The 14,374-nt window shown below is 69.7% G+C and carries 1 protein-coding gene; it reads right to left on the reverse strand.

Annotated features, from left to right (window positions below):
* Positions 1-64: 64 nt before the first annotated feature.
* On the reverse strand, positions 65-14,359 hold the full coding sequence (locus H7H31_RS05680; protein ID WP_187117807.1) for a type I polyketide synthase: 14,295 nt from the start codon (positions 14,357-14,359) through the stop codon (positions 65-67).
* Positions 14,360-14,374 lie beyond the last annotated feature (15 nt).

A 14,374-nucleotide genomic window follows, 5' to 3' on the forward strand; every position in this document is an offset into this window, starting at 1 on the left:
TGTTACGAGTCAAAGAAGACTGAAGAATGAAAGGAGGCCAGAGAACTGCCTCGGCGCTCGCGTGTTAGCTGAGCTCGTTCTCGATGAAATCGAAGAGATCGTCGTCGGACGCCCCGTCAAGCCGCTGCGTGATGCTCTCAGCGTCCTTCGCTCCGCTCTCGTCGCCGTTCAGCCTGGCAAGGAGTACGTGGAGTCGAGCCGCGATGGCCGTTCGCCCGGCATCGTCCGGTTCGGCCGTGGAAAGTGATGCCTCAAGCTTTTCCAGATCCGCGATCAGCGGGGAGGCGGATACCCCTTCGTCGGGCAGGACGCCCGCCCTTACGTGCTCTGCCAGCGCCTTTGCGTTGGGGTAGTCGAAGACCAGAGTGGTGGGCAGCCTCAGCCCGGTATCTGAGTTCAGCCGGTTACGGAACTCCACCGCGGTGAGCGAGTCGAACCCCAATTCCTTGAAGGCTCGGTCGGATTCCACGCCTTCCATACCGGCGAATCCGAGAACCGCCGCCGCGTGACCGCGCACCAGGTCGAGCACGGCGCGCTGCCGCTCGCTCGGAGCCAGCGCGAGGAGCCTTTCCCGCAGTGCCGATCCGCCCTCGGCCTGGCTCTCCTCGGCGACTCGGGCCTGCTCCAGGGCCGATACGACCTCGGGCAGTTCGCCGAGCAGCGGGCTCGGCCGCTCCAAGGTGAACAAGGGCGCGAACCGCTCCCAGTCCACGTCGGCGACCGTCACCACACCGTCATCACCCGCGACCGCACCACGCAACGCCGCAAGCGCCAGCTCGGGCGCCATGGCGGACAGACCACGACGAGCCAACTGATCACCGCCGTCGCCGGCCGCCATACCGCCTTCCGCCCACGGCCCCCAGGCCACAGCCGTACCAGCAAGACCCCGGCCCCGACGATCCTCCACCAACGCGTCCAGGTAGGCGTTGGCGGCACCGTAAGCAGCCTGACCACCACTGCCCCACACACCCGCGATCGAGGAGAAGACCACGAACGCGTCCAGCTCACGATCACCCAGCAACGCGTCCAGATGCCCGGCACCCGACGCCTTGCCGGAGATCACACCGGCGGCATCCGCCAACCCCATCCCCGCAAGCTCCGCCGCCTGCTCCACGCCTGCCGCATGGAAGACAGCCCGCAACGGAAACTCCTCAGGCACGGCATCCAGCACCGCGGCCAACTGCTCACGGTCAGCCACATCACACGCCACCACCGTCACCCGGGCGCCCAGGGCCTCAAGCTCCTCACGCAACTCGGGCGCACCCGGCGCGCCAAGGCCACGGCGGCTGGTCAACACCAGATGCTCGGCACCGTTACCCACCAGCCAGCGGGCCACCCGGCCGCCCAGCGCACCCGTACCACCGGTCACCAACGCCGTCCCACGCGTCCGCCACGACGTCACATCAGCGACAGGCGCCGCCGACCGGGCCAGACGACGCACGAACACACCAGAACCACGCACCGCGACCTGATCCTCGCCACCCTCACCGACCCCACCAGACAGCACGCCCATCAGCCGCGCGACCGCACGCTCATCCAACACCTCAGGCAGATCAACCAGACCACCCCACAACCCCGAGTGCTCCAACCCCACCACCCGGCCCAAACCCCACACCTGCGACTGCACAGCACCCGCCAACCGATCCGAACGCCCCACCGACACCGCACCCCGCGACACACACCACAACAAACCCCCAGCACCCACCTCCACCAACGCCTGCACCAACACCAACGACGAGGCAAAACCAGCAGACAGCCCCGGATACCCCCCACACACACCCTCGTCCACAGCAAGCAGCGACACCACGCCACTCAACTCCGGCGCAGAATCAAGCACTTCGCGCAACCGCCCGCTCAGCACCCCAGGCCCGAAGTCCCCCTCGTCCACCACCAGCGACACCACACCCGCACCATGCCGCTCAAGCCCCGAAACAACCCCCTCCACCAACTCATCCTCAACACACGCCCCCGGGACCGCCACCAACCACGTCCCCGACAACGACCCACCCACCACATCCCCAACCGGCTTCCACGACACCCGATAACGCCAACCATCAATCGTGGATTGCTCGCGGTTGCTCCGGTGGTACGCGGACAGCGCGGGCATGACCGTACTCAGCGGCGCATCGCGATCGACGTCGAGCGCCTCGGCGAGCGCTTCGAGATCCTCGCGCTCGACCGCTTCCCAGAACCGCGCGTCCACCGAGTCCGCGGCCGTCGAGCCGGAATTCCGGCCGCCGCCGGACGCGGATACCTCGGGCCAGAACCGTTCCCGCTGAAACGCGTAGGTGGGCAGCTCCACCTTGCCGGCACCGTGCCCGGCGAATATCGCTTCCCAGCCCACCGTGGCACCGTGTGCGTGCAGTTCGGCAAGCGCCGTCATCAAAGACCCTGCTTCGGGTCGCTCCTTACGCAGCACCGGGACCAGAACCGCCGCCGAGGCGTCCTCGGCGTGTGCCGCGAGGCAGTCCTGCGCCATGGCGGTGAGCACACCGTCCGGACCGACTTCCAAGAACCTTGTCACACCCAACGCCTCAAGCGAACGCACCCCATCCGCGAACCGAACCGCCTCACGCACATGCCGGACCCAGTAGTCCGGAGAACACGCCTCCCCCTCCGAGGCCAGCCCGCCAGTCACGTTGGAGACCAGCGCCACGGTCGGCGACGCAAAAGGGATCTCACGGACTACTTGGCCGAACTCGTCCAACATCCTGTCCATGAGGTAAGAGTGAAACGCATGTGAGACCCGCAATCCCCTAGTCTTTTTCCCCATCGCCGTCCATGCGTCCGCCACCTCTTGGACCGCTCGCGTGTGCCCGGCGATCACCACGGCCGTCGGTCCGTTGACCGCCGCGATGCTCACCTCGTGCTCACGGCCGGCCAACGAGGCAGCGACCTCCACCTCAGATGCCTGGATGGCGACCATCGCGCCACCCTCCGGCAGGGCCTGCATCAGCCGGCCACGCGCCGCGACCAGCGTGCACGCGTCCTGAAGCGAGAACACCCCGGCCACATGCGCGGCGGCGATCTCACCCACCGAGTGGCCCATCACCACATCCGGGGAGACACCCCAGTGCTCCAGCAACCGGAACAACGCCACCTCGACGGCGAACAACGCCGGCTGCGTGAACCCCGTCCGATCCAGCAGTTCGGCATCCGCACTGCCCTCCGCCGCGAACATCACGTCCTTCAGCGGACGGTCAAGAAGTACGTCCAGGTGCGCGCACACCTCGTCCAGAGCCTGAGCGAACGCCGGGAAGGCGTCGTACAACTCACGCCCCATACCCAGGCGTTGCGCACCCTGACCCGAGAACAGGAACGCCGTCTTACCGCCCGACACCGCCTGCCCCTGGACCACACCGGAGGCGATTCCGCCCTCGGCCACGGCCTCAAGACCACGCAGAAGGGTCGCCCGGTCCTCGCCGACCAGCACGGCACGGTGCTCGAACACCGACCTGGCCGCCAGTGAGTACCCCACATCCAGCACACCGAGGTCGCCCCGGGCCGCCACATGCGCGGCCAGCCGCCCGGCCTGTGCCCGCAACGCCTCCTGGCTCTTGGCCGAGAGCAGCCACGGCACCACTGTCGCCGAGTCGACGGTCTCGGTGGCCGAAACCGGAGTGGAAGCGGGAGCCACGGCGTCCGAAGCCGCGGGCTGCCCGGCCTCCGGCGCCTGCTCGATGATGGTGTGGGCGTTGGTCCCACTCAGCCCGAACGAGGAGATGCCCGCCCGACGCGGACGGCCGGTCTCGGGCCACGCGGTGGCCTCCGTCAGCAACCGCACCTCACCCGCCGACCAGTCCACCTGACTCGACGGCTCATCCACATGCAGGATCTTCGGCAACACGCCCTCGCGCATCGCCATCACCATCTTGATGATGCCCGCGACACCGGCCGCCGCCTGCGTGTGCCCGATGTTCGACTTGATGGCACCCAACCACAACGGCTGCTCCTCAGGCCGCCCCTGGCCGTAGGTGGCCAGCAGCGCCTGCGCCTCGATCGGGTCACCCAACGTCGTCCCCGTACCGTGCGCCTCCACCGCGTCCACCTCGGCAGCGGACAGTCCGGCACTCGCCAGCGCCTGCCGGATCACCCGCTGCTGCGAGGGACCGTTGGGCGCCGTAAGGCCGTTGGACGCACCGTCCTGGTTGACCGCCGAACCCCGCACGATCGCCAACACCGGGTGACCGTTCTTCCGCGCGTCCGACAGCCGCTCCACCAGCAGCAAGCCCACACCCTCGGACCAACCCGTACCATCCGCCGCGTCCGCGAACGGCTTGCACCGGCCGTCGACCGCCAGCCCACGCTGCCGGCTGAACTCCACGAAGGCGCCGGGTGTCGACATCACCGACACGCCGCCGGCAAGGGCCAGGTCGCACTCGCCCTGGCGCAGCGCCTGTATGGCCATATGGAGTGCCACCAGCGACGACGAACACGCCGTGTCCACCGTCACCGCGGGTCCTTCGAGACCGAAGGTGTAGGAGATACGGCCCGACACCACGCTGGCCGCACTGCCCGTGCCCAGGTGGCCTTCGAGGTCGCCCTGGGAGTCCACCCACAATCCGGCGTAGTCCTGGCCGTTCGTTCCGACGAACACACCCGCCCGGGCGCCTCTCAGCGACTCGGGAGCGATACCGGCGCGCTCGAACGCCTCCCACGAGGTCTCAAGCAGCAGCCGCTGCTGCGGGTCCATGGCCAGCGCCTCACGCGGGGAGATCCCGAAGAACCTGGCGTCGAACCGCGGGGCGTCGTAGAGGAAGCCGCCCTCGCGGGCGTAGGACGTGCCGAGCCGCTCGGGGTCGGGGTTGTACAGCGCGTCGAGGTCCCAACCGCGGTCGGCGGGGAACGCGGAGATGGCGTCGGCGCCTTCGGCCACCAGCCGCCACAGGTCCTCCGGGGTATGGACGTCTCCGGGGAAATGGCAGCTCATCGCCACGATCGCGATGGGTTCGTCGTCCACGGCCACCGCGTTCGGCTGGGCGGTGTCGAGGGCCGGCCGGGCCGTGCCGAACGCCTCGGCGTCCAGGTAGTCGGCCAGTTCGGCGGCCGTCGGGTAGTCGAAGACGAGCGTCGCCGGGAGGCGCAGGCCGGTCGCGAGGTCCAGCCGATTGCGCAGCTCGACCGCCGTGAGGGAGTCGAACCCGAGGTCGCGGAAGGCGCGGCCGGGTTCGATCGAGTCCGCCGATGTGTGGCCGAGCACCGAGGCCGCGTGGCCGCGGACCAGCTCCAGCACGGCCTCGTTGCGTTCGGTCGCCGACAGTCCGGCGAGCCTCCCGGCGAAGGTGGCCGCCTGCGTACCGGCGCCGTCGTCGTCCGTGGCCAGGTGCTCGTGCGCCTCGGGGATGCCGCTGACGAGAGTGCCGCCACGCGCGGCGGCCAACGCCGGGGCCAGGCGCTCCCAGTCGACGTCCGCGACGACGAGCGACGCCTCCTCCTGGCCGACGGCCCAGCTCAGCGCGTCCACCGCCAGCGCCGGAGCCATCGCGGACACCGCGCCACCGCGCACCCGCTCCCCCGCACGGCCGCTCGCGGCCATACCGGATTCGGCCCAGGGTCCCCAGGCCACCGCCGTACCGGCCAGCCCGGCACCACGGCGCGCCACGGCCAGCGCGTCCAGATACGCGTTCGCCGCCGCGTAGGCACCCTGTCCGGCACCGCCCACCACGCCGGCGAACGACGAGAACAGCACGAACGCGTCCAGTTCCAGGTCGGCCGTCAGCTCGTGCAGCAGCCGCGCGCCCTCGACCTTCGCCCCCAGCACCCCGGCGAGCCGCTCGATGGTCAGGCCGTCCAGGACGCCGTCATCCAGCACGCCGGCCGCGTGCACCACACCGCGCAGCGGGTAGCGCTCGGGAATTGCCGCCAGCACCTCGGCCAGCGCATCCCCGTCGGAGGCGTCACAGGCCACCACCCGCACGGAGGCGCCGAGCCCTTCCAGCTCCGCCCCCAGCTCGGAGGCACCCTCCGCCGCGAGCCCACGACGGCTGGTCAGCACCACGTGCTCGGCACCCGCACGCACCGCCCAGCGCGCCACATGCGCGCCCAGCGCACCCGTACCCCCGGTGATCAGCACCGAGCCACTCGGTCGCCATGCCTCGCCGCCCGTGGATGCCGTACGCACCAGCCGCCGGCCGAACACACCGGAGCCCCGGATCGCCGTCTCGTCCTCACCGTCCTCCGCGGACAGCACACCGGCCAGCCGCGCCACGGCGCGCTCGTCCAACGTCTCGGGCAGATCGACGAGCCCGCCCCAGAGCTGCGGGTGCTCCAGCGCCGCCACCCGGCCGAGGCCCCACACCTGCGCCTGCGCGGTGCTCGCGAGCCGGTCCGAACGGCCCACCGACACCGCGCCCCGCGAGGCACACCACAGCCGAAGGCCCACGTCCAACCCGGCCGCGGCCTGCACCAGCCGCAGCGTCAGCGCGAGCCCGGCGGCGACCACCGGCTCCGCGGCACACGGCTCCTCGTCCAGCGCGAGCAACGACAGCACACTCGCGTCGGGCTCGTCACCGAGCGCGGCGAGCAGCAACTCGGCGAGCCCATCGCGGTCCGTGTCGCCGTCGACCGACACCGGTACGACGCGAGCGCCGTGCTCCTCCAGCCCCTGTGTGATCGTGACGGTCAGCTCGCCGTCCGCGAGCCCGGCGGGCACCACCAGCAGCCACGCGCCCGACAGCGTCCCCGCCGCCGCCTCCGGAACCGGCTTCCAGGAGACCCGATAACGCCAGCCGTCGACCGTGGCCCGGTCGCGCTGCTGACGGCGGTACGAGGAGAGCGCGGGCAGCAACTCACCCAGCGAGCCACCTCCGTCGACGTCCAGCGCCTGTGCCAGCGCCTCCAGGTCCTCCCGCTCCACCGCGTCCCAGAACCGCGCGTCCACCGAGTCCACCGCGGAACCAGGCGAAGCCTGCGCACGGTCCTCCAGCCAGTAGCGCTGACGCTGGAAGGCGTACGTCGGCAGCTCCACCGTCCGCGCACCACGCCCGGCGAAGACCCGCTCCCAACCCACCTCGACACCGTGCACATGGAGTTCGGCCAACGCCGCCGTCAGCGCCAGAACCTCCGCGCGGTCCTTACGCAGAACAGGTGCCACGACCAGGGCCGAACCCGCGTCCGCCCGCAGGCAGTCGCGCGCCATGGCGGACAGCACACCGTCGGGGCCGACCTCGACAAACCGGGTCACGCCCAGCCTCTCCAGCGCCCGCACCCCGTCCGCGAACCGCACGGCCTCCCGGACATGGCGCACCCAGTACTCCGGCGAGCACACCTCGTCGGCACCCGCCGCCTCACCGGTCACGTTCGACACCAGCGCGATCGACGGCGTCTGGAAGGACAGCCTCTCGACGACCTTGCGGAAGTCGCCGAGCATGGCGTCCATACGGGGCGAGTGGAAGGCGTGGCTGACCCGCAGGCGGCTGGTCTTACGGCCCTGCTCGGCCCACTGTGCGGCAACCTCCAGTACGGCGGCCTCGTCACCCGCGATCACCACGGCCGTCGGACCGTTCACGGCGGCGACACTCACCTCGGTCTCACGACCGGCCAGCGTCTCGGCGATCTCCTCCTCGGACGCCTGGATGGCGACCATCGCGCCACCCTCCGGCAGCGCCTGCATCAGCCGGCCACGCGCCGCGACCAGCGTGCACGCGTCCTCCAGCGAGAACACCCCCGCCACGTGCGCGGCGGCGATCTCACCAACGGAGTGACCGATCAGCACGTCCGGGGTGACACCCCAGTGCTCAAGCAGCCGGAACAACGCCACCTCGACGGCGAACAACGCCGGCTGCGTGAACCCCGTCCGATCCAGCAGTTCGGCATCCGCACTGCCCTCGGCCGCGAACATCACGTCCCGCAGCGGGCGGTCAAGCACGACGTCCAGGTGCGCGCACACCTCATCCAGGGCGCGGGCGAACACCGGGTACGCCTCGTACAACTCCCGACCCATACACAGGCGTTGCGCGCCCTGGCCCGAGAACAGGAACGCCATCACACCCGAGGTGTTCGCGACGCCCTGTACCGCTCCGGGCGCCACTTCACCGGTCGCGACAGCCTCGACGCCGCGCAACAACTCCGCGCGGTCGGCACCCACGATCACCGCGCGGTGTTCATGCGCCGCGCGGGTCGCCACCAGCGAGTAGCCCACATCCAGCGCGCCCAGCTCGGCACGCTCGACCAGATACGACCGGAGCCGCTCGGCCTGGGCGCGCAGAGCCTCCGCGCTCCTGGCGGAAAGCGCCCAGGGCACGATGCCGTGATCCTCGACCGGGGTTGTCGGGGCAGGCTGCGCCTCGTCCTCGACCGGCGGGGCCTGCTCGATGATGGTGTGCGCGTTGGTCCCGCTCACACCGAAGGCGGAGACACCGGCCCGACGCGGATGCCCGCTCTCGGGCCACTCCGTGGCCTCCGTCAGCAGCCGCACCTCACCCGCCGACCAGTCCACCTGCCGCGACGGCTCATCCACATGCAGCGACTGCGGCAACACACCATGCCGCATCGCCATCACCATCTTGATGATGCCGCCCACGCCGGCCGCAGCCTGGGTGTGACCGAGGTTCGACTTCAGCGAACCCAGCCACAGCGGACGACCCTCCGGCCGCTCCTGACCGTAGGTGGCCAACAGCGCCTGCGCCTCGATCGGGTCACCCAACGTCGTACCCGTACCGTGCGCCTCCACCACGTCCACATCGGCCGCCGACACTCCGGCGTTGGCGAGTGCCTGCCGGATCACCCGCTGCTGGGACGGCCCGTTCGGCGCGGTCAGACCGTTGCTGGCACCGTCCTGGTTGACCGCCGATCCCCGCACGATCGCCAGTACCTCGTGACCGTTGCGCCGCGCGTCCGACAGCCGCTCCACAAGCAGCATGCCCACACCCTCGGACCAGCCCGTGCCATCCGCGGCGTCCGCGAACGGCTTGCACCTGCCATCGGGGGCCAGGCCACGCTGGCGGCTGAACTCCACGAACGCACCGGGTGTGGCCATGACGGTGACACCGCCGGCGAGCGCCATGTCGCACTCACCCTGACGCAGCGCCTGCGCGGCCTGGTGCAGGGCGACCAGCGACGACGAGCACGCCGTGTCCACCGTCAGCGCCGGCCCCTCAAGACCCAGCGTGTAGGAGATGCGACCGGAGACGACCGAGGTCGCGTTGCCGGTCAGGATCTGCCCTTCCAGCTCCCCGGCCGCTCCGTCGTGCCCGACTCCGTAGCCCGACGTCGCGGCTCCGACGAACACGCCGATCTGGCGGCCACGTACGGAGGTGGGAGCGATACCGGCGCGCTCGAACGCCTCCCAGGATGTCTCCAACAGCAGCCGCTGCTGCGGGTCCATGGCCAGGGCCTCACGCGGCGAGATCCCGAAGAAGGCGGCATCGAACTCGCCCCCGTTGTGCAGGAAGCCACCCTCACGGGCGTAGAAGGTGCCCAGACGCTCGGGGTCCGGGTCATACATCCCGTCCACGTCCCAACCACGGTCGGACGGGAAGTCGGAGATGGCGTCACCACCGCTGGCCACGAGTCGCCACAGGTCCTCGGGGCTTCCGACGCCGCCCGGGAAACGGCAGCTCATCCCGACGATCGCGATCGGGTCATCATCGACCGAGGCCACCACCGCCGAAGGCACCGCCACCGCCTCCCGCGTACCCAACACCTCGGCACGCAGATGACCAGCCAGCACCACAGAACTCGGGAAGTCGAAGACCAACGTGGCCGGCAACACCAACCCCGTCTCCGCGTTCAACCGATTACGGAACTCCACCGCGGTAAGCGAATCGAAACCAAGCTCCTTGAACGCCCGCCCCGGCTCCACCACCTCCGCACCCGCGAAACCGAGCACCGCCGCCGCCTGACCACGCACGAGGTCGAGCAGAGCCCGGTCGATCTCGGCCTCGGTCAGCCCCGCCAGACGCTCCCGCAACCCCGTCGACGCGTCGCCTGCCTGACCGGACGAGCTCGCGGCGTCGAGTGCCCTCCGAACCTCGGGCAGGTCACCGAGCAACGGGCTCGGCCGCTCCAAAGTGAACAAGGGCGCGAACCGCTCCCAGTCCACGTCGGCGACCGTCACCACACCGTCATCACCCGCGACCGCACCACGCAACGCCGTAAGCGCCAGCTCGGGCGCCATCGCGGACAGACCACGACGAGCCAACTGGTCACCACTGTCACCGGCCGCCATACCGCCTTCCGCCCACGGCCCCCACGCCACAGCCGTACCAGCAAGACCCCGACCCCGACGATCCTCCACCAACGCGTCCAGGTAGGCGTTGGCCGCACCATAAGCAGCCTGACCACCACTACCCCACACACCCGCGATCGAGGAGAACACCACGAACGCGTCCAACTCACGATCACCCAACAACGCGTCCAGGTTGATGGCGCCGGCCACCTTGCCCGACACCACCGATGCCGCATCCGCCAACCCCACACCCATAAGCTCCGTCACCTGCTCCACACCCGCGGCGTGGAACACAGCCCGCAACGGAAACTCCTCAGGCACGGCATCCAGCACCGCGGCCAACTGCTCACGGTCAGCCACATCACACGCCGCCACCGTCACCCGGGCACCCAGCCCCACCAACTCATCCCGCAACGCCACGGCACCAGGCGCGTCAAGACCACGGCGGCTGGTCAACACCACATGCTCGGCGCCCTGCTCCACAGCCCAACGGGCCACCCGACCACCCAGCGCACCCGTACCACCAGTGACCAACGCCGTCCCACGCGTCCGCCACGACGCCACGTCAGCGACAGGCGCCGCCGACCGGGCCAGACGACGCACGAACACACCAGAACCACGCACCGCGACCTGATCCTCGCCACCCTCACCGACCCCACCAGACAACACACCCACCAACCGCGCGACCGCACGCTCATCCAACACCTCAGGCAGATCAACCAGACCACCCCACAACCCCGAGTGCTCCAACCCCACCACCCGACCAAGGCCCCACACCTGCGACTGCACAGCACTCGCCAACCGATCCGAACGCCCCACCGACACCGCACCCCGCGACACACACCACAACAAACCCCCAGCACCCACCTCCACCAACCCCTGCACCAACACCAACGACGAAGCAAAACCAACAGACAACCCCGGATACCCCGCACACACCCCCTCAGCCAGAGCAAGCAGCGACACCACACCACTCAACTCCGGCGCAGAACCGAGGACTTCGCGCAACCGCCCGCTCAACACCCCAGGCCCGAAGTCCCCCTCATCCACCACCAGCGACACCACACCCGCACCATGCCGCTCAAGCCCCGACACAACCCCCGCCACCAACTCGCCACCAACACACGACCCCGGGACCACCACCAACCACGTCCCCGACAACGACCCACCCACCACATCCCCAACCGGCTTCCACGACACCCGATAACGCCAACCATCGATGGTCGACTGGTCGCGGCTGCTGCGCCGGTACGCCGAGAGCGCGGGCAGAACCGCGCCCAGCGTCGCTTCGTCATCGAAGTCGAGCGTCTTGGCGAGCGCTGCGAGATCCTCGCGCTCCACGGCCTGCCAGAACCACGCGTCCACCTCGTCCCGGATGCCGGCGTCAACACCGGATGATCCGTCGGCGGACTTCTCGATCCAGTAGCGCTGACGCTGGAACGGGTAGGTCGGCAGGTCGACCCTGCGAGCTTCGAGGCCGTCGAACGCCGGCCGCCAGTCGACAACGGAGCCATGGACATGCAGCCGCGCCAGCGTCGTGGTCAGGGCGACGACCTCTGAGCGGTCCTTGCGCAGCACCGGCACGACTACGGGCGCCGAGCCGGAATCGCCCCGTTCCGCCAGGCAGTCCTGTGCCATCGCCGAGAGCACACCGTCGGGGCCCACCTCCAGGAAGGTGGTCACGTCCTGCGCGTCGAGCGTCCGCACACCGTCCGCGAACCGCACGGCCTCCCGCACATGCCGCACCCAGTACTCCGGCGAGCACACCTCCGCGTCCGCCACCTTGCCGGTGACGTTGGAGACGAGATCGATGGAGGGCGAGGCGAACGACAGGGCTCCCACGACGCGGCGGAAGTCGTCCAGCATGGCGTCCATACGCGGCGAGTGGAACGCGTGGCTGACGCGCAGGCGACGGGTCTTGCGACCCTGCTGCTCCCACTGCCCGGCGATCTCCGATACGGCGGCCTCGTCACCCGCGACCACCACGGCCGTCGGACCGTTCACGGCCGCGATGCTCACCTCGGCCTCACGACCGGCCAACGAGCCGGCGATCTCCTCCTCGGACGCCTGCACCGCCACCATCGCGCCGCCCTCCGGCAGCGCCTGCATCAGCCGGCCACGCGCCGCGATCAGCGTGCACGCGTCCTCCAGCGAGAACACCCCCGCCACATACGCGGCAGCGATCTCACCCACCGAGTGACCCATCACCACATCCGGGGAGACACCCCAGTGCTCCAGCAACCGGAACAACGCCACCTCGACCGCGAACAACGCCGGCTGCGTGAACGCGGTCCGGTCCAGCAGCTCGGCATCCGCACTGCCCTCCGCCGCGAACATCACCTCTCGCAGCGGACGGTCAAGAAGTACGTCCAGGTGCGCGCACACCTCGTCCAGGGCGCGGGCGAACACCGGGAAGGCGTCGTACAACTCACGCCCCATACCGAGGCGTTGCGCACCCTGGCCCGAGAACAGGAACGCGAGGGTGTCCTCCGTCCGTGCCACACCCTGGACGACCTGAGCCACGTTCTCACCGTTGGCCAGAGCCTCCAGGGCGCGGAGGAGGCCATCACGGTCCTCGGCGACCACGGCCGCTCGGTGATCGAAAACCGAACGGGTCGTGGCCAGGGAAAAGGCCACATCGGTCGGCGACAACTCCGGATGCGCACTCATGTGGGCATGGAGCTGGCGCGCCTGGGCGCTCAGCCCCTCCGCGCTCTTACCGGACACCAGCCACGGCAGGACGGTGGGCTGCTTCGCCACGTCGGCCTGGGGGGCGGTCGCCTCTTGTTGTTCATCGAGGTCGGCCTCCGGCACCTGTTCGATGATGGTGTGGGCGTTGGTCCCGCTCAGCCCGAACGAGGAGATACCCGCCCGACGCGGACGGCCGGTTTCGGGCCACGCGGTGGTCTCCGTCAGCAGCCGCACCTCACCCGCCGACCAGTCCACCTGGCTCGACGGCTCATCCACATGCAGGATCTTCGGCAGGGTGCCGTGCCGCATGGCCATCACCATCTTGATAATGCCCGCGACACCGGCGGCGGCCTGCGTGTGCCCGATGTTCGACTTGATGGCACCCAACCACAACGGCTGCTCCTCAGGCCGCCCTTGGCCGTAGGTCGCCAGCAGCGCCTGCGCCTCGATCGGGTCACCCAGCGTGGTACCCGTACCGTGCGCCTCCACCGCGTCCACCTCGGCCGCCGACAGTCCGGCGCTGGCCAGCGCCTGCCGGATCACCCGCTGCTGCGACGGACCGTTCGGCGCCGTAAGGCCGTTGGACGCACCGTCCTGGTTGACCGCCGAACCCCGCACGATCGCCAGTACCGGATGACCGTTCTTGCGCGCGTCCGACAGCCGCTCCACCAGCAGCAAGCCGACACCCTCGGACCAGCCCGTGCCGTCCGCGCCCTCCGCGAACGGCTTGCACCGGCCGTCGACCGCCAGCCCACGCTGCCGGCTGAACTCGATGAACGAACCGGGCGACGACATGACCGACACGCCACCGGCGAGCGCCAGGTCGCACTCGCCCTGGCGCAGCGCCTGCGCGGCCAGGTGCAGCGCGACCAGCGACGACGAACACGCCGTGTCCACCGTCACCGCCGGCCCCTCAAGGCCGAAGGTGTAGGAGATACGGCCTGACACCACGCTGGCCGCACTGCCCGTCAGATAGCCCTCCAGTTCGCCTCCCACCTCGTAGAGATGGGTCGCGTAGTCCAGGCCACTCGTGCCGACGAACACCCCGACCGGCCTGTTGCGCAGGGAGACGGGGTCGATACCGGTTCGCTCGAACGCCTCCCACGAGGCTTCCAGCAGCAGCCGCTGCTGTGGATCGGTCGCCAGCGCCTCACGCGGAGACATCCCGAAGAACTGCGGGTCGAACTCGTCGGCGTCGTAGAGGAAGCCGCCCTCACGGGTGTAACTCGTCCCCGGGTTGTCCGGGTCCGGGTGGTACAGCGTCTCGTTCTCCCAACCGCGATCGGTCGGGAACTCGGAGATGGCATCGACGCCATCCATGACGAGTTGCCAGAGCTGCTCGGGGGTGCGCACGCCGCCGGGGAAGCGACAGCTCATACCGACGATGGCGATGGGCTCTTTCGAGGCCGCGACCAGACGCTGGTTCTGTAGCTTGAGGCGGTCGTTTTCCCGCAGAGAGGCGCGCAGCGCTTCGACAACTTTTTCGGAGGACGTAGCCATCAGTAGCTCCACACT

This window comes from Streptomyces buecherae, assembly GCF_014295035.1.
GTDB lineage: Bacteria > Actinomycetota > Actinomycetes > Streptomycetales > Streptomycetaceae > Streptomyces > Streptomyces youssoufiensis.